At 67.0% G+C, this 25175-nt stretch carries 20 protein-coding genes; 6 read left to right on the top strand and 14 right to left on the bottom strand.

All coding sequences use genetic code 11. The annotated features are described in order from the left end of the window. Positions 1–54: 54 nt before the first annotated feature. From CSW60_RS03935 to CSW60_RS03910, 6 genes are all read right to left on the bottom strand, one after another. Positions 55–525 carry an Rrf2 family transcriptional regulator gene (locus tag CSW60_RS03935; protein ID WP_143324114.1) on the bottom strand — a complete coding sequence of 157 codons (471 nt, stop codon included), beginning with the start codon at positions 523–525 and terminating at the stop codon, positions 55–57. Between the two features lie 152 nt (positions 526–677). After that, entirely contained in the window at positions 678–2903 is a 2226-nt protein-coding gene (locus tag CSW60_RS03930) for a TonB-dependent receptor domain-containing protein (protein ID WP_099536015.1), read from the bottom strand. A 95-nt stretch (positions 2904–2998) separates the two neighbouring features. Then, the gene (locus CSW60_RS03925) at positions 2999–3517 is read right to left on the bottom strand and encodes a DUF6702 family protein (RefSeq protein ID WP_099536014.1); all 519 of its coding nucleotides are present in this window, start codon (positions 3515–3517) and stop codon (positions 2999–3001) included. Continuing rightward, positions 3514–5940 carry a M1 family metallopeptidase gene (locus CSW60_RS03920; protein WP_099536013.1) on the bottom strand — a complete coding sequence of 809 codons (2427 nt, stop codon included), beginning with the start codon at positions 5938–5940 and terminating at the stop codon, positions 3514–3516. The genes CSW60_RS03925 and CSW60_RS03920 overlap by 4 nt, the downstream gene beginning before the upstream one ends. 85 nt (positions 5941–6025) lie before the next feature. Beyond that, positions 6026–8023, bottom strand: a complete 1998-nt coding sequence (locus tag CSW60_RS03915) for a TonB-dependent receptor (RefSeq protein ID WP_099536012.1) — start codon at positions 8021–8023, stop codon at positions 6026–6028. A gap of 47 nt (positions 8024–8070) precedes the next feature. Then, positions 8071–9018 (bottom strand): UDP-glucuronic acid decarboxylase family protein, encoded by a 948-nt coding sequence (locus tag CSW60_RS03910; RefSeq protein WP_099536011.1) that lies wholly within the window; start codon positions 9016–9018, stop codon positions 8071–8073. A 190-nt stretch (positions 9019–9208) separates the two neighbouring features. Here CSW60_RS03910 and CSW60_RS03905 point away from each other — a divergent pair, with 190 nt between their 5' ends. The 4 genes from CSW60_RS03905 to CSW60_RS03890 are packed head-to-tail and all read left to right on the top strand — an operon-like array spanning position 9209 to position 12645. Next, positions 9209–10138: an ABC transporter ATP-binding protein gene (locus CSW60_RS03905; RefSeq protein WP_099536010.1), complete on the top strand. Its 930-nt coding sequence runs from the start codon at positions 9209–9211 to the stop codon at positions 10136–10138. Between the two features lie 10 nt (positions 10139–10148). Continuing rightward, on the top strand, positions 10149–10895 hold the full coding sequence (locus CSW60_RS03900; RefSeq protein ID WP_099537542.1) for an ABC transporter permease: 747 nt from the start codon (positions 10149–10151) through the stop codon (positions 10893–10895). A 32-nt stretch (positions 10896–10927) separates the two neighbouring features. Further along, positions 10928–12043, top strand: coding sequence for a sensor histidine kinase (locus tag CSW60_RS03895; RefSeq protein WP_236634207.1), 1116 nt, complete (start codon positions 10928–10930; stop codon positions 12041–12043). Next, the gene (locus CSW60_RS03890; protein WP_099536008.1) at positions 12040–12645 is read left to right on the top strand and encodes a response regulator transcription factor; all 606 of its coding nucleotides are present in this window, start codon (positions 12040–12042) and stop codon (positions 12643–12645) included. Before CSW60_RS03895 ends, CSW60_RS03890 begins: the two co-directional genes overlap by 4 nt. On the opposite strand, the gene CSW60_RS03885 is transcribed toward CSW60_RS03890, so the two are convergent. The 8 genes from CSW60_RS03885 to rhmD form a co-directional block, all read right to left on the bottom strand. After that, a complete protein-coding gene (locus CSW60_RS03885) occupies positions 12642–14213 on the bottom strand; it encodes an MFS transporter (protein ID WP_099536007.1) in 1572 nt (523 codons plus the stop codon). The genes CSW60_RS03890 and CSW60_RS03885 overlap by 4 nt on opposite strands. An 88-nt stretch (positions 14214–14301) precedes the next feature. Continuing rightward, entirely contained in the window at positions 14302–15411 is a 1110-nt protein-coding gene (locus tag CSW60_RS03880) for a glycoside hydrolase family 105 protein (RefSeq protein ID WP_099536006.1), read from the bottom strand. A gap of 39 nt (positions 15412–15450) precedes the next feature. Continuing rightward, positions 15451–19215, bottom strand: a complete 3765-nt coding sequence (locus tag CSW60_RS03875; RefSeq protein ID WP_099536005.1) for a beta-galactosidase — start codon at positions 19213–19215, stop codon at positions 15451–15453. 3 nt (positions 19216–19218) lie between these two features. Next, on the bottom strand, positions 19219–19554 hold the full coding sequence (gene rhaM / locus CSW60_RS03870; protein ID WP_099536004.1) for an L-rhamnose mutarotase: 336 nt from the start codon (positions 19552–19554) through the stop codon (positions 19219–19221). A 28-nt stretch (positions 19555–19582) separates the two neighbouring features. Continuing rightward, positions 19583–20491, bottom strand: coding sequence for an amidohydrolase (locus CSW60_RS03865; RefSeq protein WP_099536003.1), 909 nt, complete (start codon positions 20489–20491; stop codon positions 19583–19585). 24 nt (positions 20492–20515) lie between these two features. Beyond that, a complete protein-coding gene (locus CSW60_RS03860; RefSeq protein WP_099536002.1) occupies positions 20516–21268 on the bottom strand; it encodes an SDR family NAD(P)-dependent oxidoreductase in 753 nt (250 codons plus the stop codon). Continuing rightward, entirely contained in the window at positions 21265–22128 is an 864-nt protein-coding gene (locus tag CSW60_RS03855) for a fumarylacetoacetate hydrolase family protein (RefSeq protein ID WP_099536001.1), read from the bottom strand. Before CSW60_RS03855 ends, CSW60_RS03860 begins: the two co-directional genes overlap by 4 nt. A gap of 24 nt (positions 22129–22152) precedes the next feature. Then, a complete protein-coding gene (rhmD, locus tag CSW60_RS03850; protein ID WP_099536000.1) occupies positions 22153–23331 on the bottom strand; it encodes an L-rhamnonate dehydratase in 1179 nt (392 codons plus the stop codon). A 253-nt stretch (positions 23332–23584) separates the two neighbouring features. Here rhmD and CSW60_RS03845 point away from each other — a divergent pair, with 253 nt between their 5' ends. Together CSW60_RS03845 and CSW60_RS03840 are read left to right on the top strand one after the other, a co-directional pair. Beyond that, entirely contained in the window at positions 23585–24385 is an 801-nt protein-coding gene (locus CSW60_RS03845; RefSeq protein ID WP_099535999.1) for an IclR family transcriptional regulator, read from the top strand. 26 nt (positions 24386–24411) lie between these two features. After that, on the top strand, positions 24412–25173 hold the full coding sequence (locus CSW60_RS03840; protein WP_099535998.1) for an SDR family NAD(P)-dependent oxidoreductase: 762 nt from the start codon (positions 24412–24414) through the stop codon (positions 25171–25173). Positions 25174–25175 lie beyond the last annotated feature (2 nt).

Below are 25175 nucleotides of genomic sequence, written 5' to 3'. Positions count from 1 at the left end.
CCCTGGCTTCGATCCCACGACGCCGCCGCGGTCTTGGCCGCGGCGGTTTTCGTTTCACGCTGAGCGCCGCTCGAAGGCCTGAAGCGTCTTCATCATGCGTTGGACCTTGGCGTGGGTGCGCCGCACGGCGTCCCGGCGTTCTGGCGCATTGTCGGCCGCTTGTGGGATGATGAAGCCGTTGCGGCCGCGCCGGACGATCTGTCCGGCGGTCTCCAAGGCGGCGAAGCGCCGGCGCACGGTCTCGTAAGGCTGGCCCAGCGATTGGGCGACCTGGCGGATCGTGAGGGGGCGACGCTCCCGGTCCGGCGGAGCCCTGTCCAGCGTCGCGAACTGCTCGGCCGGCAGATGGGCGCAGTTGCCCGAGCTTAGCGCGGCCAGCACCAGCACCGAAAGCAGGTCGCCGTCATGAGCCTTAAGTCCCGCGATCAGGTGATCGAGCAGGAAGTCCGTGGCCACCCGCGTCGCGGCGGCTCCTGGCAAATGGCCCTCGGCCGCTCGGGGGGCGGGAGAGGTCGCGTGGGTCACGGCTAAGCTTTTCATGCGCTAATGCAGAAAGCCGACCGCGTGACAAAGGCTATAGGGCAGGTTGCCGCAGCGTACGCACTTTCGGGAGCTGGCCCGCCGCCGCGGCGCGGGGGCTTGGCGGCCGGCGAGGTTCGCCAGCCGCCGCCTTGCGCCTACATCGGGCCGACGCCGCCCGGGGTGGTCTGGAAGTCGAAAGCCGGCTCGCGCGGACGACGGGGATTGGCCGCGCCCTGGCCGCCGAAGCCGTAGGTGATGCCGATAAAGACCGCTCGCAGGTCGAGGTCCATGGCCCGGCGCTCCTTCAGGGCGGCCGTCTGGATGACCAGCTTGTCGCCGAAGGTCTTTAGCGCGTCCTGCACCGTCACCACGCCCGACAGGCGGTCGTTGAACTTGTGGCGGTAGCCCAGCAGCAGCATCCCCGTCGGCTCCTTGTAGCCCTGGGGCGTCAAGCGCTTGCCGGTGGCGAAGCCGCTGATCTGCAGGAAGTCCTTGGGCGTGGCCTGAACGTTCAGGGCCGCATAGCCCGAGACGGTCCAGGTCGAGCGGCTGTTGGGGAAGCCCAGGTCCGTGGCGCCGATCTCGTTCCAGGCGGCGTTACCGCTGATCGTGTAAGAGATCTTGGGCGTCAGGCGCGCGTTGGCGACCAGTTCCAGGCCGCCGCTGCGGCTCTTGGCGAGGTTGGCCTTGGTGGTCAGCAGGGCGCCGCCCGGCAGCTCGCGCACCACGTCGGTGACGCCGTCGCGCGCCTCGCGCCAGTACAGTGTGCCCAGATAGTAGTTGAAGCCCTTGCGCAGCTGGTAGGCGACCTCGAACGAGTCCGTCACCTGCGGCTTCAGGCGCGGGTCACCTTGGCGGTAGTTATAGGGGTCCTGATAAATCCGGTACGGGTTCAGGTCCTGGGCGCTCGGACGCTGGATGCGACGGCTGTAGCTGGCGTTGATTTGGCGCGTGTCATCGACCTTGTACTGCGCGTGCAGCGACGGATAGGCGCGCAGGTAGTCGTTGGAGTCCTTCAGATTGGAGGTCACCTGGTTGGTGTCGATCTGGACCTCTTCCAGGCGCAGGCCCGGCATCACCGTCCAGTCGCCCATCGAGCGACTGTAGGTGGCGTAGAGGGCGTTGACCGCCTGCTTGTACTTGAACTGGTTGGTCAGCGCCGGATCGGTCGTCAGCGAGCCGCCTAGCGGGCCGCGGGCGCCGTAGTTGTCATAGTCGTTGTCGTCGACCTGCAGCTCGTAGCCGGCCACCAGCTTGGCGCCGCCGGGCAGGGGGCGCTTGTACTCGGCCTTCAGCCGGCCCTGGACCAGTTCGTCGCCGACGCGGACGCGCTCGGCGTAGCTTGAGACGATCGGCAGCTGGTTGAAACCGTCCGACACGGTGATCTGACGGTCGCGGGTGCGCTCCAGGCTGGCGTGGACGGTAAACTCGTGATCGTCGCCAGATAGCTTGCGGCGCAGGTCGCCGGAGAGGCCCGCCACCGAGCGCTTCATCTCGCCGTCGCCGCGCCGCTGGTAGCGGACGCTGGGCGCGCCGCTCGGGGTGCGGCCGTCGTAGTCCGAGCCGGACTTCGACTTGTAGCTCATGTCGTTGTAGCGGGCTTCGGCGCTGAGGCGGGTCTTTTTGTCGAGGTCGTAGTCGACCCCGGCGCGGGCGTTGTGCGATTGGCCGCGGCTGACGAAGCCGACCTCCTGGTGGCTGGGGGAGTACTTGCCCGTCGCCGTGTCGAGACGTTCGCGGTCGTCCACGATCTGGCCCTTGGCCTTGTCGCGGCGCCAACCGGCGTCGGCCGACAGCGTCAGCGCCTTGGTGTTGCGGGCCAGGCTGATGCTGGCGTTCTTGCGGCCTTCGGTGCCGACGTTGGCGCGCACCGAGCCCGTCGCGCCGACGCCGCGCTGCTGCTTTGTGATCAGGTTGATGATGCCGGCCGAGCCTTCGGGGCTGAAGGCGGCGGAGGGATTGGTCATCACCTCGACCCGCTCGAACTGGCTTGCGGGAATCTGCTGCAGGACCTGGCCGCGGTTGTCGCCCTTGAACATGCCGGACGGCTTGCCGTCGATCATGATGGTGACGTTGGAGTCGCCGCGCAGGCTGACATTGCCCTGAACGTCCACCTGCACCGACGGCACGTTGCGCAGCACGTCGGCGACCGAACCGGTGGTGGCCTGGATGTCCTTGCCCAGGCTGTAGCTGCGGCGGTCGATCGAGGTCTTGATGTCCTGGCTGGACGGGGCGGTGATGGTCACGCCCTGCACCTGGGTCGACGGCTCCTTTTTCGCGGGAGGCGGGGAGGCGGTCGTCGTCTGGGCGTAGGCGTTGGCGCTGAACGCGACCAGGCCCGTGGCGGCCAGAAGCGCGGCGCGGCGGGTCGTGAAGGTCATGGTGGGTCTCCTCTGTTGCGAGGAACCTGCCAGGACGACTCAAAGCGTTGCAGTGCCTGGGGTCACGCGCTCGAGGTGACGTTTGTCATGTCCGCCTAAGGGACGATCGCGTCCACCGTCTGAGGATCGGCCGCGTCTGACGCGTTGAAGATCAGCGTCCGGGTGACGCCCAGCCGGCGGATGTTCACCTGGTTGACCTGGTCGCCATAGATGTCCGCGAACAGAGGCGCTCGGACCGTGACCGCCCCGGCGATGTCGGCCGGTGACGTCATGCCAGCATATTCGAAGCGGACCTCGTCGGCGCCCAGGGTCATGTCCTTGAGCGTCAGCGCCACGGGCTGGCCGGAGATCGACACGCTGAAGCGGCTGGCCATGTAGCGTTTCAAGGCTTCGACCGCTTCGGGATCGTCCAGGCTGGTCTGGGCGTCCGGGGCGATGGCGGCCAGGGCCGGCTCTGCGTCGTGCGCCGGAACGCGGTGGCTGACCGTCACCGCGCCGGTCTTGGCGTCGAGCTCCACGACGCTCAGCGCGCCATGGCCGCGGTGCGCGGCCGCCGGAAGCGGGGCGAGGAGCAAGCCCGCCGCCGCCATCAGAACGACCGCGCGCCGGATCACTTGGAGCCTTCGTCCTTCTTGGGCTCGGCGCTGGGCTTGGTCGCCAGGCTGTCGGGACCGACTTCCAGGTTGGCGTCCTTCATGCGGTTGCCGCCGCCTTCCGGCGGCCTGGCGACCTTGAACGTCGTCGGGATGATCGCGCCTTCGTAGACGTTGTTGCCGCGATCGGCGTCGGCGGTCTCCCAAAGCGGATCGAGCTCGGCGCCCTTCAGCTGCTTGGCCGAGACGTATTGCCAGGTGACCTGCTTGGAATTCCGACGCCAGATTTCCGCCGGGATGCGGACCGTTTCGGTGGAGCCGTCGGTGAAGTCCATCTTCAGGATCACCGGCATCACCAGGCCGCCGACATTGCGGAAGGTGAAGCGGTAGAGGTTGTCCTTGAAGTCCTGAGCGGCCTTTTCCTCGGGGGTCAGTTCCTCACGCGACGACTTGGCCTTCTTGCGGGCGCTATCGAACACCGTGAACTCGTCGGTCTGGTCGTAGAAGTCGCGGACCTTGGGATCCAGCTCGACGACGGTCTTGCCGGTGTTGCGGCTGGCGGTCACCGACTCCGGCTCCTTGGCGCGCTCGGCCTTGCGGACGGCCGCTTCGGCGTCGGGATCGCCGCTGTCGATGCGGCCCTGCACGATCTTGTCCAGCGCGATGTCGACGTGGTCGGTCGAGTAGAACCAGCCGCGCCAGAACCAGTCGAGGTCGACGCCCGAAGACTCCTCCATCGTGCGGAAGAAGTCGTAAGGCGTCGGGTGCTTGAAGCGCCAGCGGTTCGCATATTCCTTGAAGGCGCGGTCGAACAGCTCGCGGCCCATGACCGTCTCGCGCAGGACAACCAGCGCGGTCGCCGGCTTGCCGTAGCCGTTGGGACCGAACTGGATCACCGAGTCCGACTGGGTCATCAGCGGCACCTGGTCCTGGCTGACCATGTACTCGACGATGTTCTTGGGCTCGCCGCGACGCGACGGGAACTTCTTGTCCCACTGCTTCTCGGCCTGGAACTGCAGGAAGCTGTTCAGGCCCTCGTCCATCCACGTCCACTGACGCTCGTCGGAGTTGACGATCATCGGGAAGTAGTTGTGGCCGACCTCGTGGATCACCACGCCGATCAGGCCGTACTTGGCGCGGTCGGTATAGGTCAGCTTGCCGGTCTTCTTGTCCTTCACCGGCCGGGGGCCGTTGAAGCTGATCATCGGATATTCCATGCCGCCGACCGGACCGTTGACCGACTGGGCCACCGGGTAGGGATAGGCGAAGGTGAAGTCCGAATAGACTTTCAGCGTATGGGCGATCGACTTGGTCGAATAGGCGTCCCACAGCGGCCGGGCTTCCTTGGGGAAGAACGACATCGCCATCACGACGGGATGCTCAGCCTTGGGGTCTTCCTGCTTCACGCCCAGGGCGTCCCAGACGAACTTGCGCGAGCTGGCCCAGCCGAAGTCGCGGACGTTGCTGGCTTGGAAGATCCAGGTCTTCTCGGTCTTGGCCTTGCCCTTCTCGGCGGCCGCGGCCTCCTCGGGGGTGACGACATAGACCGGCTCGGCGGCCGTGCGCGCCTTCGCCAGGCGGTCGCGTTGGGCGGGCGACAGCACGGCGGCGGGGTTCTGCAGGACGCCGGTGGCCGACACCACGTGGTCCGACGGCACGGTCAGGGCGACGCGGTAGTCGCCAAACTCCAGGGTGAACTCGCCCGAGCCGAGGAAGGCCTTGTTGTGCCAGCCCTCATAGTCCGAATAGACGGCCAGGCGCGGGAACCACTGGGCGGCCTCGTAGATGCAGTTGCCGTCCTCGTCCTTGCCGGTGAAGCATTCGTAGCCGCTGCGGCCGCCGACGATCTTGTTCTCGATCAGCGGCAGGGTCCATTCGATGACGATCTTGGTCTCGCCGCCATTGGCCTTCACAGCCTGGGGAAGATCGACGCGCAGCAGGGTGTCGACCACGGTGAACTTCAGCGGACGGCCCGAGACGTCCCTCACCGACTTGATCGTGAAGCCGCCTTCCCACTCCTTGAAGCGCTGGATGCGGCGGATCTCGTTCAGGCTGACGCTGTCGCCCGAGACCGTGTCGGTCATCTCGGCGATCGAGTTGCGTTTGGCGTCCTGATCCAGCAGCAGCCACAGATAGGGCAGGCTGTCGGGCGAATTGTTGCGGTAGTTGATCGTCTCGCGACCGGTCAGGGTCTTGGTGTCTTCGTTCAGACGCACCGAGACGTCGTAGTCGACCTTCTGCTGCCAGTAGCGATAGCCCGGCGCGCCCGAGGCGTTGCGGTAGTCGGTCGGGGTCGGCCAGTCCTCGCCCTCCAGCTGGCGGAACTTGTCCTCGAACGGCGCCTTGGTCTGCTTGATGGCGTCGGCGTGAGCGACAGAAGCGGCGAGCGCGGCCGCGATGACGCCGGCCACGGCGTAGCGAATGGAACGCTTGGACAAATTCAGCCCCTCAATTCAGAACCCTGATGAACCCCGCCGACACCTTGGTCATGAGTGAAGGGGAAATCATCCCTTTTTCCTTCCGGAGGCGTCAGAAATTCATCTTGATACCGGCGCGCACAGTGCGTGGCTCCACCGGATGGAAATGCACGTCCTCGACACCCTCGGCCGGCTCGCCAGGCAGCCTCGAGGCATAGACATAGGCGATGTCGTCGCGCTGGCTGTCGGTCAGGTTCAGCACCTCGATCATCAGGATGGCGCGGCCCAGCTCCTGGACGAACAGGGCGTTGACCAGGCTGGTCGGGCGCGAGCGCACCGAGTTGTCCTCGATCAGCGGCGCGCCGCCCAGGCGGCGATAGGTCAGCGAGAGGGTCGATCCCTTGACCGGCGTCCAGTTGGCGCCCGCGCTGAGCACCGAGCCGACCGCGTTAGGGATGCGATCGCCTTCCGGCGGATGGTCGGCGAAGCGCGCGTGGGTGGCGGCATACGAGCCCGTCAGGCTGAGTCGCGAGGTCGGTCGCCAGTCCGCCAGCAGCTCCAGACCCCGCCGTCGCGTGGCGCCGCTGGCCTCGGTGAATCCGGCGTCGCCGACATAGACGAGCTCTGAATCCACCCGCAGCGCCCAGGCGGCGGCGGTCAGGGTCAGGTCATCGCGCTTCCAGCGCAGGCCGAGCTCCGCCCCATCGGTGGGCGACAGAAGCGGGGCCCGCTCGGCGGCGCTGCCGGTCACCGGATCGACCGTGATCACAGCGCCGCGGGCGTCGTTGGAATGGAAGCCGCGTCCGGCGTCGGCATAGAGCTCGAAGGTCTTCGAGACCCGCCAGGCCAGGGCGAGCTTCGGGCTGACCTGCAGATCGCTGACGGTCCCAGCGTTGCGCCGATCGCCGGCGTCGACGTCCGCGCCCATGGCGTCGGCGCGCAGGCCGAAGGTGGCGTCCAGCTTGCCAAAGCGCCGAGAGGCCTCGCCCCACAGCGCCGTCGACCACTCGGTCAGAGCATCCTGCCGGACCGTCGCGCGCCGGGCGCGGGCGGTGGTGCGGTAGAGGCCGACCTTGCCGATGTCGTCGACGCGCGCCGAGGCGCCCGTGCGGGCGCTCCAGCCGTCGCCGAGGCTCCAGCGCTTGACCAGCGAGCCGCCATAGACCCAGCGGCGGTCGACCTGTTCGAACTGATCGCCATTGACCGGATCGTCCAGGAAGTAGGTGAAGTTCGAATAGAGATCGAGCGTGTAGCGCTGGACATAGACGACCGCGTCCAGGCCGCGCAGCAGGTCGCGGCGGCGGGCCGACAGCATGTAGCGCGAGGTGTTTCCGCCATCGGTCGCATCGACGGCGCCGAGACGATCCAGGGCGCCGGCCTCGACCGCGCGGCGCGGGATCTGGTCGGTGGCGTTCCACTTGGCGTCGTAGGCCAAAGCGGTGATCGACCACCCGCCCGCCAGCGCGCGTCCCAGCAGGTTGATCTTCCGCAGGTCCTCGGGGTTGGTCCAGGCTCCGCGCGCGGTCGAGAGGTCGGCGGCGACCAGCACGTTGTCTGTCAGCGCCTTGGAGCCGACCGCGCGGTAATAATCGTTCTCGCCCGCCCAAGCCTGCAAACCGTCGCCATGCAGGTGGTCGGCGGTCTCGAAGGCGACCGCGCCGGCGGTGGCGAAGTCGCCGTTCTCGGCGGAATAGGGGCCCTTCTTGAAGCCGATGTCGTGGACGAACTCGGGCGTGAGCAGGTTCAGGTCCAGATAGCCTTGGCCGTGGCCGTGGGACGGCAGGTTGAGCGGCACGCCATCCAGCGAGGCGGCCAGGTCCGTGCCATGATCAAGGTTGAAGCCGCGTAGGAAGTACTGATTGGCCTTGCCCGCGCCGGAGTGCTGGGTCGCGGCGAGGCCAGGGACCGCCTCGATCAACTCGCCCGGACGCAGCAACGGGCGCACGGCGAAGTCGGCATAGGAGACGCGCCCTTCGCTGGCCGAGGTCGCGCGGCCCAAGTCGTTGGCGCGCCGGCCCCAGACCGAGATCGCCTCGACCTCCTGGGCTTGAGCAAAGGCTGGAAGTGAAATGGCTAGCAGCAGGGCCAGCGAGGAAACAGAACGCGCCATAATTGGCTGTTACTGGCGCGCGCCGATCCCGGCAAGGCTTGGCCGTGTCAAGCCGCCTTCAGCAGGCCCTCGAAATACTCGATCGTCCTCATCAGTCCCACCTTGAGCGGCGCCGTGGGCGTCCAGTCCAGGTGTTGCTTGGCGAGCGTGATGTCCGGCTGCCGCTGGCGCGGATCGTCGGAGGGCAGGGGGCGGTGAACGATCTGCGAGGGGCTGCCCGTCAGTTCGAGAATCATCTCGGCCAGCTGCTTCATCGTGAACTCGACCGGATTGCCCAGGTTGATAGGGCCCGTCACGTCGTCGCCCGTGTTCATCAGCCGGATCAGGCCGTCGACCAGGTCGTCCACATAGCAGAACGACCGCGTCTGGGTTCCATCGCCGTACAGGGTGATGTCCTCGCCCTTCAGCGCCTGGACGATGAAGTTCGACACCACGCGCCCGTCGTTCGGATGCATCCGCGGGCCATAGGTGTTGAAGATCCGCGCCACCTTGATGCGCAGCTTGTGTTGGCGCCAGTAGTCGAAGAACAGGGTCTCGGCGCAGCGCTTGCCCTCGTCGTAGCAAGAGCGGATCCCGATCGGATTGACGTTGCCCCAATAGCTCTCGACCTGGGGGTGGATGGTCGGGTCGCCGTACACCTCGGACGTCGAGGCCTGCAGGATCTTGGCCTTCACCCGCTTGGCCAAGCCCAGCATGTTGATCGCGCCATGGACGCTGGTCTTGGTCGTCTGCACCGGGTCGAACTGGTAGTGCACCGGGCTGGCCGGGCAGGCCAGATTGTAGATCTGATCGACCTCGACATAGAGCGGCATGGTCACGTCGTGACGCAGCAGTTCGAAGCGCGGATTGGACAGGTTCTGCGCCACGTTGAGGCGCGAGCCGGTGTAGTAGTTGTCGACGCAGAGCACCTCGGCGCCGCTCTCCAGCAGCCGATCGCACAGATGCGATCCGACGAAGCCCGCGCCGCCCGTCACCAGAATTCTCTGCGTATGCATTTCGCGGTCGGCCTCCCCAAGGGACTCACGTCGACTCTGGTTGTAACGCGCCGAAAGTCGCGCCTCCAAGGGCGGGTTTCGCGCCGCGACGCGACAAGGTGACGTTTGTCATGTCGCCCCGGTGACGGGCGGCACTGATGCGTCGCGCCGGACACAAGCATGTTGGCCTCGACAACGAGGGAAACCAACCATGTCAGCGACCCCATCCCAAACGCCCGTCGGCCTCTTGAGCCAAGTCACCAAGCGGCGGGGCTCGACCCAGGCGCTGGACGGTCTGGACCTGATCATCCGTCCCGGCCAATGCGTGGCCTTGCTGGGTCCCAACGGCGCCGGCAAGAGCACCAGCGTGGCGCTGCTCACCGGCCGCCTGAGCCCCGACGCCGGCCAGGTCCGCCTGTTCGGCGGCGACCCGCGAGACCTCGCGACTCGGGGCCGCATGGGCGTGATGCTGCAGGAGACCGGCTTGCCGCGCACCCTGACTGTCCGCGAGCAGGTGGACCTGTTCAGCAGCTACTATCGCCAACCCCGTCCCCTGGAAGAGACCTTGCAGTTGGCCGGGCTCGACGGCCTGGAGCGCCGGCGGTGCGGCGCCCTGTCTGGCGGCCAGCAGCGTCGGGTCCAGTTCGCGCTGGCGATCTGCGGTCGTCCGGACTTCCTGGTCCTGGACGAGCCGACCACCGGCATGGATATCGACGCGCGCCGGGCGCTGTGGACCGCTGTCCGGGCCGAGATCGCTCGGGGCGCGTCGGTGCTGCTGACGACGCATCACCTGGACGAGGCCGAGGCGCTGGCCGATCGCATCGTGGTGATCGACCACGGCCGGGTCATCGCCGACGGCACGCCCGAGGCGATCAAGAGCCAGGTGTCCGCCGTCGCCATCCGCTGCCGCACGCGCCTCGCCGACGCGGACCTGGCCAGCTTGGCCCGCGTGACCGGCGTCAGCCGCGACGGCGGACGGGTCACCCTGCTGACCACCTCCGCCCCCGCCACCCTGCGCGAGCTGCTGGCCCGCGACGAAACCATCGATGACCTGACCGTCGCCGGCGCTTCGCTGGAGGACGCCGTCACCCGTCTCGTCCAAGCCGGCGCGCCGGCCCAACGCCAAACCGAGGTCGCCTAACATGTCCGCCCTGCACACCCTGGCCATCTACGGCCGTGAAGCGCGCGCCCAGATCCTGTCGACCGTGCGCACGCCTCAGTTCGTCATTCCCAGCGTCGTCTTGCCGCTACTGTTCTACGGCGTGATGGGGCTGGGCCTCAGCAAGGGCCGCGAGGAGGTCGCGCACTTCATGCTGGCCAACTATGTGATCTTCGCCGCCATCGCGCCGGCCATGTTCGGCTTCGGCGCGGCTGTCGCGGCCGAGCGGGAGGCCAAGCTGATCGAGCTCAAGCAGATCGCGCCGCTGCCCGCCGGCGGCTACCTGGCTGGACGGCTGGCCGCGGCTTTGGCGCTGATCGCGCTTTCCGTATTGCTGCTGGGCGGCTTGGCCTGGTTCGGCGGCGTGCGGATGGATGGCTGGCGCTGGGCCGCGACCCTGGGTCTTGGCCTGGCCTCGACCATTCCGTTCGCCATGATCGGCTTGAACATCGGCCTGCGCATGGGCTCGCAAGGCGCGACCGCCGTCGCCAACCTGGTCTTCCTGGCCTTCTCCCTGTTCGGCGGCCTGTGGATCCCGCTCAGCGCGATGCCGGGCTGGTTCGGCGATATCGCCAAGCTGACGCCGTCCTACTACCTGGGGCAGCTGTCCCAGATGCTGTCGGGGACGCAGCCTATGGCGAACGTCGAGCACCACGTGTCGATCCTGGTCGCGATCACGGTGGCCGCCATCATCGGCGCCTGGACCGCCTGGACCGCCTGGCGTCGTCGGGCCGCTTGACCATGGGCTCCTGGGCGCGCGACACCGGTCCGATGAGCAAGGATCAAACCCGTCCGTTGAAGGGCGCCGAAGAGCGCCCGGCCCGGAGCGCTCTCGAGCGACGCTGGCACCTGGTCTGGCTGATCTACGTCCCGTTCTATTTCATCAGCTGGCTCTACCGGAAGCCGGGCCAGATCGAGATCGCGGCGTCTCTCGCCGGAGCGGCCGCCTTCCTGGTCCTCTTCGTGATGATCTGGCGGCGGCGCGGGCAACCGGTGCTTTGGCAGGTCGCCGTCATGTTCTGCCTGGGCCTAGCCCTATCGCCGTTCAACACCGGCTGGAGCGTCTACACGATCTACGCGATGTCGTTCGCGGCGCGCATGACGTCTCGGCGAATGGCGATCCGCACCATGGTCGTCCTGGAGGCCCTCCTGATCGCCCTGGGGCCGCTGCTGCACAACCACGGCTGGTCGGCTTGGCTCTCTGGCGTGATCTTCGGCGCCATCGTCGGCTTCGCCGGGCTGATGCAGGCCGACATGGAGCGCAAGAACCAGGAGCTGGCCGTCGCCCACGAAGAGGTCCGGGCCTTGGCGACCACCGCCGAGCGCGAGCGGATTTCCCGTGACCTGCACGACCTGCTGGGCCACACCCTGACCCTGGTCGCGGTCAAGGCCGAGCTGGCCGCGCGCCTGGTCAGCCGCGACGCCGAAGCCGCCGAGCGCGAGATGCAGGCCGTCGCCGCCGCCGCACGCGAGGCGCTCGGCGAGGTTCGGACGGCCGTGGTCGGCATGCGCGGCGCGTCCCTCGCGTTCGAGTTGGACAAGGCGCGTCAGGCGTTGGCCGCCGCCAATGTTCAGGCCGACATCTCGGCCCTGACCACCGACGGTCATCCGGCGCAGGAGGCCGTGCTGGCCATGGCTCTGCGCGAGGCGGTGACCAATGTCATCCGGCATTCGAACGCCACCCGGTGCGAGATCCGCCTGGAGCCCAGCGAGACCTCCTTGGTGCTCACCGTCGCCGACGATGGCGTGGGCGGCAAGATCGCGGAGGGCTCCGGCCTGAAGGGCATGCGCGCGCGTCTGGCGGCCATTGGCGGCAGTCTCAAGATCAAATCCGACAAGCGGGGCGCCCGCCTTGTCGCCACAGCCCCCTTGGAGGCCGCGTCATGATCCGCGTCGTGATCGCCGAAGATCAGAAGATGGTTCTGGGCGCGCTGAGCGCCTTGCTGGAGATGGAGGGCGACATCCAGGTCGTCGGCCGCGCCGCCGATGGCGAACAGGCCGTCGCCCTCGTTCAGGCCGAGAAGCCCGACGTCCTGATCTCGGACATCGAGATGCCGGGCTTGACCGGGATCGATGTCGCGACCCGCCTCAAGGCCGAAGGCGCGGCCACTCGGGTGCTGATCGTCACGACCTTCGGCCGGCCGGGCTATCTGCGCCGGGCGCTGGACGCCGGGGTGAAGGGCTATCTGCTGAAGGATGGTCCCAGCAGCGTGCTGGCGGCCGCCGTCCGCACGGTCGCCGCCGGTGGCCGCGCCGTCGCGCCTGAGCTCTCCGAGGCCGTCTGGGACGCAGAGCCCGATCCGCTGACCGACCGCGAGCGCGAGATCCTACGCCTGGCGGAGGAGGGGCGCTCGAACAAGGACATCGCCGAGGTGCTGGACCTCTCGCCAGGCACCGTCCGCAACTACCTGTCGGAAGCGGCCCAGAAGCTGGGCGCGGCCAACCGGGTCGAGGCGGGGCGGATCGCCCGCTCGAACGGCTGGCTCTAGCCGCGGCCCCAGAGGCGCTCCCACTTCCAGCCGGTCAGGTCTTCGACGATCTGCTTCGACTCCGGCGTCTCGGCTTCGGTCGCGCCGGCGCGCAGGCGCTCGACCTCGTGGACCAGCACCTCGTGGGTGCGGGCGTTGAGGCGGAAGCGCCAGGAGATGATCATGCCGGCGATCATCACCAGCAGCGGGCCGCCGACCATGACCATGACCAGGGCCTGGATGGCCTGCGGCGTCTGCTGCGCCAGCGGCTGGCCTTTGGGCGCGGAGACGAAGCCGCCCAGGCCGATCAGGCTGGTGGTCAAGAGGATCGCGCCGGACTGGGCGACCTTTCGGGTCAGGGTCATGACGCCGGCGAAGATGCCCTCGCGCCGCTGGCCCGTGACCGCCTCGTCGACGTCGGGCAGGTAGTTGTAGACGCCCCAGGGCACGAAGTTCAGCGTCCCGCGGCCCAGGCCCGCCAGGATGATCGGGACGAACAGCCAGAACAGAACCGCCGGGCTCGAAGCCAGGTTGAAGATGTTTCCGTTCAGCGCCGCGACGCCCTCGGCGAAGCCCGCCGGACGGATCAGGTAGAAGGCCAGGAACAGCAAAAGCGCCGCGCCGACGCTGGCGATCGCCATGCGATAGGCGACCACGGGGCCGGTGCGGATGATGACGCGGATGGCGATCATCACCGAGATCAGCTGGGCGACGTACATGGTCGTCATCAGCTGCGAAATGATCAGGGTCGAGCCGACCATCACTGTCGCCACGAACAGCGGGAAGGCGGTGTTGAAGATGTCCTGGCTGATGTAGCCGCCCAGGTACAGCGACAGGTGCTGACGGAACGCCTTGATCTTCAGGGTCGAGAACAGGTCGCGGAACATGTTGACCGGGATCATCGCCGCCTTGCCCCAGTCCATCGGCTCGGGCTGGATCCGCTTCTCGTTCTCGGTGTAGGGGCGCTCCCACGAGAGCAGGATCACCAGGGTCACGACCAGGCTGAACAGCACGCCGAAGATGGCGGCCATGATCAGGAAGGTGTTGGGCGAGTCCTTGCCGCCGAAGTGGTTGATGATCAGGGTCGGCAGGTAAGAGGCCAGGATCGCCGAGCTTTGGGCGACCAGCATGCGCGCGCCGGCGAACTTGGCCTTCTCCTTGTAGTCCTTGGTCATCTCCGCCGCGAGGGTTTCCCACGGGATCAGGAACATCGTGTAGACGAACTCGAAGAAGATGAAGGTCGTCAGGTAGTAGGCGAAGGTCTGGCCCGTCACGAAGATCAGGGCGAAGGCCGGCAGCAGCGGGATGGTGACGATCAGGAAGATTTTCCGTCGCCCGATCTTCCGACCGATCCAGGTGTGGCGCAGATTGTCGGAGACGTAGCCGATCAGCGGGCAGGTGATGGCTTCCAGAAGCCGCGGCAGGCCCAGGATCAGGCCGGTCTCAACCGGCGAGAGCCCGCAGAAGGTGATGAAGAAATAGGCCAGCCAGCCGGTGATCACCGCCTGGGCGCCGGCCCCGAGCATGTCGCCCGATCCCCAGCCCCAGTAGTTGATCCAGGTAGGCTTGCGCGCGTCCGAGCTGGCCATGTGCGTTTCATTCCCGTTCAGGGGGTCTTGCCGCCCCATCGGTCCAGCCGCGGGGGCTGGACCGTAATCGATACAAAGGCTTGGGGGCCTAGATGAAGGCGCGCTGGAACTCGCCCAGCGCCAGCATGGCCAGCGACTGGCCGTAGGGCATCGAGGTCAGGGGGATGTCCTTGTAGCCCTGGATCGTGTCGAACACCGGCGTGCCGAACGAGACCTGCTGCAGTTCGCCCTTGTCGTCGATATTGGCCAGAACGCCCTTGATGGCGCGGATGGCGACGGCCTCGTATTCCTTGCCGATGTAGCGCTTACGCACGGCCTTCAGGATGCCGTAGGCGAAGCCGGCCGTGGCCGAGGCTTCCAGGTACGAGGTCTTGTCGTTGATGATCGTGTGCCAAAGACCGGTCTCCTGGTCCTGATACTCGGTCAGCGCCTTGATCTGGGCTTCCAGCGCGTCGATCAGGAAGGCGCGCAGGCCATCGCCGGGCTTGAGGTCCAGGAGCTCGATGAATTCCGGGATGGCGATCGTCACCCAGCAGTTCCCGCGCGCCCACAGGGCGTCGGCGAAGTTGTGACGACCCAGGAACGTCCAGCCGTGGAACCACAGGCCGGTCTTGCGATCGGCCAGGTACTTGATGTGGACCATGAACTGGCGCTTGGCCTCCTCGACGAAGTCGGGGCGGTCGAGCAGCAGGCCGATCTTGGCCAGCGGCAGCACGCTCATCATCAGCGTGTCGTCCCACAGCTGCTGCGGGTTCTCGCTGTTGAAGACGATGTGCTGGAAGCCGCCTTCCTCGGTGCGCGGGCCCTCGTACATGACGTAGTCGGCCCAGGTCTCGAGATAGGGGATGTAGGTGTGGTCGCCAGTGGCCTCGTAAAGATAGGCGAGGGTCAGGAAGGGCGAGACGGTGTTGATGTTCTTGGTCGGGGTGCCGGCCTCGAAGCGGTCGGCGAACCACTTGACCATGATGTCGAAGGCGCGCTCGTCGCCGTGCATCTCATACTGCTTCCACAGGCCGTAGAGACCGACGCCGTGGGTCCATTCCCAGTCGTTCCAGCCCTTGGTGTCGATCACTCGGCCGTCGTCCAGGCGCAGCAGGAACTCGCCGGTCTCGTCGGTGATGTCGACCAGGTTGCTGATCAGCGAGGCGATCTTGGCCTTGATGTCCTTGGCGTCCAGGCCATGGGCGAGATTGGGCACGGGTGTCTCCAGTAGCAGTCGGCGGGGGAGCGCCGGTCTTTAGGGTTTGAAATCGGGCGCGACGACGCGGGCGACGGGGAGGCCGCCGCGCACCGTACGCAGGTTGACGAGCTTGACGGGCTCCAGCGCGTCGCCGGGAGCGCCGTCGCTGGTCACGGCCAGGGCGATGGTGTTCTTGCCGCGCGGATCGACGATCCCTGTCGGCAGGACGAAGGTCCGCTGCGGACCGACATTGGCGATGAACTGGCCCATGTTCCAGCCGTTGACGAAGATCAGGACCCGATAGCGCTTGTTCGGCGACCGCGGCTTGTCCGGATCGCCGATCGTCAGGCCCAGGCTGACGTCGTGGTCCTTCGGGAGGGCGAGGTCAAAGCTGGTGCGGTACCAGGTGGTGCCGGCATAGGGCTTGGTCGCGGCCATGTCGGCCTTGGCCCAGGCGGCGTCCGGGAAGCCCGGCAGGTGCCAGCCCTCACGCTCGCCGTACTGGCCGCCGTTGTTCAGCGATCCGCGCACCGGATCGGCGATGTCCTCGCCGCCCTTGTTCCCCTGGATCTTCCAGGCGATCGGGACGGCGAAGCTGTAGGTCCCCGGACCCGACAGCGAGGCCGAGACCAGGCCGCGCGCCTCTTTGTGGAAATCGTCGGCGTCGAGGTCCCAGTTGTGGCCGTTGTTGCGGACCATGACCGACAGGACGTGCTCGCCGTTCCCGCGCAGCTCGGCGGGGATCTGGAAGGTCGCCACGCCGGTGGTGATCGGTCGCGGCAAGCCGCCGTCCAGCTCGTGCTGACCCAGGAACTTGCCGTCCAGCCAGACCTGCAGCATCCCAGCGCCGCCGGCGCCGTAGTGCAGGGTCAGGGTGTCGATGTCGGCGCGGCCTTGATAGCGGCCCCGGTACCAGACGTCTCCGTTGTGGAAGCCATAGGTGCTCATGTCGAGCGCCGGCTGGCCGGTCGGGCCGCGTACGGTCGAGGCGCTGCGACGGCCCTCGGTCTTCATCCAGGCGCTGTCGTCGAATTTGGGATCGGCCTCGGGCGAGCCGGGCGCGGTCTTCCAGTCCAGCTTGGCGAGATCGGGCAGGGGGATCGTCGCCGGGCCGGCCAGCGGCTTGGTCGCCAGCAGGCTGTCGGACGCGGTGGATTTCGCCGCGACCTTGGCGCCGTTCCAGCGGATAGCGGTCACCGCCTTGGGCGCGAAGACTTCCAGCGGGCTGTCGGTCTCGGTGTCGCCGGTCAGGCTGAGCACGCCGCCCTTGATCGCCGAGCTCCGGACCAGACCCGGGCCTCGAACCAGCAAGCCCTCACGACGCCAGAAGGTCTGGCCGGTCTCGGCGTCGGCCAGCAGCAGGGTCAGGGCAGGACGGCCACCGCCCGTAATGCGAACGCGCGCCAAGCCCTTGTGGGCGTAGGTCAGCTTCAGGTCGCCCTTGGCCGCGTCGAAGGTCGAGGCCACGTCGCCCTCGATCACCTCGACCTTCGGCGCGCTGGCGTAGCGCAGCACCGTTTCGCCCGTCTCGCCGGCGCGGCCGTAGAGCAGGGCCAAGTCGCCGTCGTTCCATTTCAGGTGGGTCTGGATCTCGGACGTCGAATAGACCAATCGCTGGCCGCCCAGGTCGTAGCTGGCCATCAGCATCTTGCTGTCCTGGCCCTTGATCCGGCTGGGGACGACATACTCGCCGTCGCGGGTCTTCACCTTGAAGGTGAAGGCCTCGTCGCCTGTGCCGCTGCTGGGGTTGTGGACCACCACATAGAGGTGGCTGCCGGTCTCGGCGTTGACGTTGTGATAGACACGGACCTTGTCGTTCGACGGGACGACGGCCTCGCCCTTGTCCATGCGGGTAAGGTCGGGGACCGCGCCGATGAACTCGCCCATCTGCTTCATGACCCGCGCCTTGTCGCGCAGGCCCCGGGCCTCGTCGATCGCCGAGCCGTAGTCGTAGGACGTGAACACGACCGGGGCCGGAAGCCAGCCCCAGCTGGTCCCGCCATAGGTCATGTAGAAGCTCTGCAGCGTCAGGCCGTTGGCGATGTTCGTGCCGTAGAACACCCGCTGGTAGCCAACGCCCCGATGGAGGGCGGTGCAGTCGTAGTCGCCGTTGCTGCCCCAATAGTCGAACCAGCCGCCGCCGAACTCGGCCAGGAAGCCGGGCGTGTTCGGGCTGGCCGAGGCGCCGCCCTTGGCGCCGCCTGTTCCGTAGATTCCCCAATCGGGCGCGACGCCGGGGCTGGAGGGGGTGGAGTCGACCTTGCAGTTGCCGCCCGGATAGCCGTCGAAGGCGTAGAGGTCGTTCGGCCCCTCGACCGTGCCCGGCACGTTGGAGCCTTTGGGCGTCCAGTAGCCGTTGCGGCCCTTGTCGTTATGGAAGATCGGCACGGTGATGCCGTCCGCCTTGGCCTTGTCGGCCAGCCACTTCATGTAGCGCTGCTGCGGCGCGCCGACGACGTCGAGCTCGTTCTCGATCTGGTGGGCGATGACCGTGCCCTGGCCCGTGGTCAGCTGGTGGCGAGCGATCACGGCGTTGATCTGGGTGAGCCATTCGTCGGCGGCCGTGACGTACTCCGGCGCGTCGGTGCGGGCGCGGGCCTGCTGGTTGACCAGCCAGCCCGGGAAGCCGCCGCGCGTCAGCTCGGCGTTCACGTAGGGACCCGCGCGGGTGATGACGTAGAGGCCTTCTTCCTTGGCCATGGTCAACACGCGGTCCATGTCGCGCACGCCGCTGAAGTCGTAGACCCCCTGTTTAGGCGAGTGGTAGCCCCAGTCGAAATAGATCGCGACCGTGTTGTAGCCGCTGGCCTTCATCTTCTGGAGGATGTCGCGCCAGAGGTCCGGACTAGGCACGCGGAAGGGATGGAACTCGCCGCCCCAAGAGAACATCCGCTGGCCGTCGACCATCAGCGAATACTTGTCCCAGGTGATCTTGTGGGCCTCAGCCGGCTTGGCCGCGACCGCCTGGTCGCCGCCTTCCTTCAGCACGGTGAAGTGACGGACCGCGCCCGAAAGCTCGGGCAGTTCCGCCTTCGGCGTCCAGGTCCGGAAGCCGTCCTTGCTGTCGGAGTACCAGTAGCGCTTGTCCTGATAGGCGTCGAAATAGATGCGCCAACCGCCGTCGGGCGTACGGGCGAGGGCGGGGCCTTCCAGGAAGCGGCCCCAACCGGCCCAGTCGCCGGTCCCTTTCGGCTGCCAAGGGCCGTCCAACGAGGGCGCGCTCCAAAGCTCGATGAACTTGCTGGTCTCGTTCTTGGCGAAGGCTTGATAGAGGCTGCCCTCTCGAACGACGAAAGTGTCGATGAAGTTCGGACCCAGGCCCGCTAGCGGTTTCGGGGCGCTCCAGGTCGCCAGCGAGGCGTCGTTCGCGGTGAGGCGATAGGGCTGGAACTGACCCTGCTGCCCCGTGGTCGAAACCGACAGGATCAGGCTGACGGAGCCATCCCCGTCGACGAACCATTCCGGCGCCCAGCTGTTCGTCGCGCCGGGGACCTCGATCTTGACGTCGCGCAGGAACGTCCAGTCTGAGAGGTCCTTGCTGCGGGCCAGGCCGATGGTGTCGCCGTTCCAGCCGGTCGTGTAGGCGATGTAGTACCAGCCGTCGATGTGCTTCATCACGCTGGGATCGCGAATGAGGCCCTTCGGCGGCGTGTAGGCCAGCGGCTTCTTGAGCGTGAAGCGGGTCCCGTCGGCCGAGTCGTAGACGCTCATGTTCGACTGGCTGGCGTTGGTGAACGCCGTCATCGTGTAGCGCACGGGCTCGGCCAGGGCGGTGGTCGCCAGCAACGCCGCCGTCAGACCCAGAAGGAGGGGCGAACGCATCCGTCAGCCCTCGAAGTAGAAGACAGGCTTCAGCGGCCACTCGACGGGCTTGTTGTCCGGATGCACGGCCATCAAGTCGGCCATGTAGTCCCACCAGCGCTTCATCACCGGCTGCAGCGGCAGGGCGTCCTTCTTGTTGTCGGGGCGCAGGCGCAGCACGGCGAAGAGGCTCATGGTCTCCTCGTCTAGGAAGATCGAGTAGTCGTATATCCCAGCCTCGCGCAGGGCTTGGGCCAGATCCGGCCAAAGCTCGTCATGGCGGCGCTCGTACTCCGCCGCGACGCCGGGCTTCAGCTGCATGCGGAAGGCGAGGGGGCGGCTTTCCGTGGTCGTGCTCATGTCGTCCTCCCGGTCGGTCTTTTTCTTGTCAGTTCGGCAGTCGGTAGACGCGTCGAGCATTACCGGCGAACAGCGCCTCTCGCTCGTCATCGCCGAAGGTGGCGGTGATCGCGTCATAGGCGGCGTAGAAGGCGCCGAAGCTTCCATGCACCTTCTCGACCGGAAAGTTGCTGGCGAACAGGCAGCGCTCGACGCCGAAGGTCTCGATGACCTGGAGCACGAAGGGCCTCAGGCTCTCGACCGTCCAGGCGCGGTCGATCATGGCGAGGCCTGAGATCTTGCAGCTCACGTTGGGGCGCTCGGCCAGCGCGGCCATGCCCCCTCGCCACGCGGCGAGGCCAGCGTCGTCTCGATCCGTGGGCATGCCCGCGTGATTGACGATGATCGGGATGTCCGGGTGCGCGCCGGCCAGTTCGGCCGCGACCTTCATCTGCGAAGGATAGAGCTGCAGGTCGAACGAGAGGCCGTACTTGGCCAGCAGGGCGAAGCCCTCCCGCCATCGCGCGTCCAGCAGCTTGTCCGTTGGGCCATAGGTCTTGGCCGGGTCCTGGTGCCAGTTCACGATCTGGCGGATGCCCCGGACGTTCCGCCGCGCGGCATGAGCCGCCAGCATCGCCTCGACGCCAGGATCGTCGAGATTGGCCCCGGCGACGATGCCGCCGATCACGCCGCGCTGGTCGGCGATCGACTGCAACCAGTCGGTTTCCGACAGTTGGTCCTTCGGCGGCAGGCCGCATTCGACATGAACGACCTCGACGACGTTCCAGCCCTTGGCGTCGGCCAGATAGTCGTCGAGGCCATAAGATCTGTAGGCGATCGGCGTCATGTCGCCGGCCGGGTTGTTCGGCAGCGGCGTGTCCTGAAGCCAGGCGTAGTAGTGCCGATCGAGGTCCCACAGGTGCATGTGGGGATCGACGATGGGGCCCGTGTACGCCATGGCGCCAGTCTTCCTCTAGAGCCTCTAGAACGTGGTCCGGCCGCCGGAGGTGTCGAACGTCGCGGCGGTGGTGAAGCTGCACTCCTCCGACGCCATGAAACAGACCATGGCGGCGCTCTCGTGGACCTCGCCCAGGCGACCCATCGGGATCTTGCCCTTCATGTACTCGACTTGGCTGGGCGGCAGCTGTTCCAGGATCGGGCTCTCGAAGGTGGCGGGGGTCAGGCTGTTGGCGATCACGCCCTTGGTGGCCAGCTCCTTGCCCAGCGACTTGGTCAGGCCGATCACCGCCGCCTTCGACGCCGAATAGGCGCCGGCGTTGGGATTGCCTTCCTTGCCAGCCACCGAGGCGACGTTGACGATCCGGCCATAGCCGCCCGCCAGCATGAACGGGACCACGGCCTTGCAGCAGTAGAAGACGCCGTTGACGTTGATGTCGAAGACGCGCTTCCAGCTGTCGGTCGGATACTCGTACACGGTGGCCGTCGCGCCGGTGATGCCGGCCGAGGCGACCAGGATATCGATCCGGCCGAGCGCCGCGTGCGCGGCCTTGGCGGCGGCGAGCACAGCGGCTTCATCGGAGACGTCCAGGGCCGCGGTGTGGCTCGCGCCGACCTCGGCCGCGGCGGCCTTCAGGCCTTCGGCGTCCAGGTCCCACAGCGAGACCTTGCCGCCCTCGGCGACGATGCGAGCGGCGGCCGCCTTGCCCAGGCCCGAGGCGCCGCCGGTGATGACGGCCGTGCGCCCGGAAAAACGATTGGCGTAGACGTTACTCACGCGACGCCTTCCTTGGTCCAGGAGACGACGATCTGGCGCTGTTCGCCCAGCTTCTCGATGCCCAGGCGCATTTCGTCGCCGGCCTTCAGATAGACCGGCTCGGGCTTCTGGCCCATGCCGACGCCCGGGGGGGTGCCGGTGGTGATCAGATCACCGGGCTCCAGCGTCATGAACTCGCTGATGTACGAGACCAGCTTGCTGATCGGGAAGATCATGGTCTTGGACGAGCCGTCCTGCTTGCGCTGGCCATTGACCTCCAGCCACATGCCCAGGTTCTGCGGATCGCCGACCTCGTCCGAGGTCACCAGCCAAGGGCCGATCGGGCCGAAGGTGTCGCAGCCCTTGCCCTTGTCCCAGGTGCCGCCGCGTTCGATCTGGAAGGCGCGTTCGGAGACGTCGTTGATCAGCACGTAGCCGGCGACATAGCCCAGGGCCTCGGCTTCCGAGACGTAGCGGGCGCGCGAACCGATCACGACGCCCAGTTCGACTTCCCAGTCGGTCTTCAGCGAACCCTTGGGCAGCATCACGGGATCGTTCGGACCCTGGATGCAGCTGACCGCCTTGGTGAAGATCACCGGCTCTTCCGGGATCGGCAGGTTCGACTCGGCGGCGTGGTCGGCGAAGTTCAGGCCGACGGCGATGAACTTGCTGACGCCCGCGACCGGGCAGCCGTAGCGGGGCGCGCCCTCGACGAGGGGCAGGGTGGTCGGGTCGATCGACGCCAACGCGTTCAGGCTGGCCGGCGAGAGCTGGGCGCCGGTGATGTCTGGCACGTGACCCGACAGGTCGCGGATCTTGCCGTCGGCGTCGAGCAGGCCGGGCTTCTCGGAGCCTTTGGGGCCGTAACGGAGCAGTTTCATTCGAGGTCTTGCCTTCAGAGAGGACTAGCGGGCGTAAGGCCGGTGGAGACCGACCTCGCGATTGAGTTCGACGCCGAAGCCGGGCGCGTCGGAGAGCTTGAGCTTGCCGTTCACCGGCACGGGCTCGCCGATCAGCTGCGGGTGGAACATCGGCACCACCTCGTCGGCCTTCGGGGCCATCATCAGGAACTCGGCGAACGGGCTGTTATGGCGGGTGATGACGAAGTGGTAGCTGTAGACGCTTGAGCCGTGCGGGATCATCAGCACGCCCTTGCTGTCGGCCAGGTTGGCGATCTTGATCAGCTCGGTGACGCCGCCGCACCAGCCCACGTCCGGCTGGATGATGTCACAGCACTCCATCTCCAGCAGCATGCGGAAGCCCCAGCGGGTGGCTTCGTGTTCGCCGGTGGTGACCAGCATGCCGGTGGGCGCGTTCTTCTTAAGGTCGCGATAGCCCCAATAGTCGTCAGGGCTCAGGGCCTCTTCGATCCACTTGAGGCCGTACTCATGGGCCTTGTGGGCCAGCTTGGTCGCGTAGTTGAGGTCCAGCGACATCCAGCAGTCGAACATCAGCCAGAAGTCCTCGCCCACGCGCTCGCGCATGGTCGCCAGTTCCTCGATGTTCTTGCGCAGGCCTTCCTCGCCCTCGGCGGGGCCATGATGCAGGGGCATCTTGCCGCCGATGAAGCCCATCTGCTTGGCCAGGTCCGGGCGCGCGCCCGTGGCGTAGAAGGTCAGCTCGTCGCGGACCTTGCCGCCCAGTAGGGCGTAGACCGGTTCCTGGCGCAGCTTGCCGAGCAGGTCATAGAGCGCCAGGTCGACGCCCGAGATGGCGTTCACCACCAGGCCCTTGCGGCCATAGTACTGGGTCGAGAAGTACATCTGGTCCCAGATCTTCTCGACCTCGGTCGGATCGCGGCCTTCCAGGAAGCGCGAGAGATGCTTTTCGACAATGTAGGCGGCGGGCTCGCCCCCGGTGGTCACCGCAAAGCCGATCGTGCCGTCGGCGGCCTCGATCTCGACGACCAGCGTGCCCAGCACGTTGATGCCGAAGCTCTGGCGGCTCTGGCGATATTCGGGATAGCGCGACATCGGCGTGGCGATGTGGTCGTCGATCCAGTGGCCGGCGCCTTGGTCATGATAGTCTGCGCCGCCCCCGCGGACGACAAAGGCGCGGACGTGTTTGATGACGGGGAACGCCATGGACGACGAGGCTCCAACCTGGCGGGCGATCGCCCTCGACGACGCCCAGGACAAGGAAGGCTCGCCCGCCGAAAGATTTCGGCAAGACTGGGCGCGGTTTGGCCGCGCCTACCTCCCCAACACAACCTATGACACGCTATCGGTTCACTTGGCTCTTCGGCGAGAAGAGTCGCCGTGCGCCCGCTTGCCTTGCGTTCCACAATATGAGAGGTAGTGCTATAAAATGAAACGAGCGTCAAGGGGAGCGGAGGCGATGACGGGGGACGACAAATCGGCGCCCAAGTCTCCGAGCGGCAGTCAGACCCTGTTCCGGGGTCTCGATCTGCTGGACGTGGTCGCCGAGTCCGGAACCATCGCCTTGCCGGCGCTGGCCAAGCAGCTGGGCCTGACCCGCAGCACGACGCATCGCTTGGCCACGGCCCTGGTCGAGCGTCGGTTACTCTCCCAGGCGCCGCGCGAAGGCTACAGCCTCGGCTCGAAGCTGTTGGAGCTGGGCTACCTGGCCAGCCAGCAGATGGACCTGCCGCGCATCGCCCGGCCGCATCTCGAAAAGCTCTGGGAAGACACCGAGGACACCGTCCACTTGGGCGTGCTTGAAGACGACCGGGCGCTCTATCTCGACAAGCTGACCGGCCGGCGCCGGATCAACATCAGTTCCCGCGTGGGGGATCGCCAGCCGATCCGCTCGACAGGCCTGGGAAAGGCGCTGGTGCTGGACGATGTCGAAGACCGCTGGCGCGCGCTCTATCGATCCGAAGGCCCGCCGGCGCCGGGCGCGCCCGACGAGGCGCAGTGGATCGACTGGATGCGCGACTACGCCCAGCGTGGCGTGGCCTTCGACTTGGAAGAAAACGAGGACCGCATTCGCTGTGTCGCCGCCCCGATTCGCGGAGCCTCGGGCCAGATCGTCGGGGCGATCAGCGTCTCGGGCGCGGCCCAATACATGGACGACGATCGCATGAAGGCGCTGGTGGACGATGTGCGCGACACCGCCAACGCCATCGGCCGCGATCTCGGCTGGAACGGCAAGAGGACGACCGTCGGCAAGCGCTAGCGGTGAGTAACGGAGTGGAAGAAACGATGCTTCTGAAGGACAAGGTGGTGCTGGTGACCGGCGCCTCGCAGGGGATCGGCAAGGCCGCCGCGATCGGCTGCGCCCAGCATGGCGCGGACGTGGCGATCAACTACCACTCCGACGAAGCCGGCGCGGCCGACGCGGTCGCCCAGATCGAGGCGCTGGGTCGCCGCGCCATCGCCGTGAAGGGCGACGTCGCCCAGGTCGAGACCGCCAGTTCTTTCGTCCAGGCGGCCGTCGACGCCTTCGGCAAGGTCGACGTCTTCGTCAACAACGCGGGCATCTGCCCGTTCCACGCCTTCCTCGACATGCCGCCCGAGGTCATGGAGCGGACGATGAAGGTCAACCTGTTCGGCGCCTACTACATGGTGCAGGCGGCCGCCAACCAGATGGTCAAGCAAGGCCACGGCGGGGCGATCATCGCGGTCAGCTCGATCAGCGCCCTGGTCGGCGGCGGCATGCAGACCCACTACACGCCGACCAAGGCCGGCGTGCACAGCCTGATGCAGTCGACGGCCATCGCGCTAGGCAAGTACGGAATCCGCTGCAATTCGGTGCTGCCGGGAACCATCGAGACGGCGATCAACAAGGACGACCTCGCCGACGTCGCCAAGCGTGAATACATGAGCGGCCGCATCCCCCTGGGCCGCCTGGGCGAGCCCGACGATCTGGCGGGGCCGATCGTGTTCCTGGCCTCGGATCTGGCCAAGTACGTCACCGGCGCGGCCCTGCTGGTCGACGGCGGCGCCTTCGTGAACCTGCAGTAGCC

This window comes from Caulobacter sp. X, assembly GCF_002742635.1.
Lineage (GTDB): Bacteria > Pseudomonadota > Alphaproteobacteria > Caulobacterales > Caulobacteraceae > Caulobacter.
Note: the sequence above shows the minus strand (reverse complement) of the source record. Positions and strands in the feature narration are given on the sequence as shown.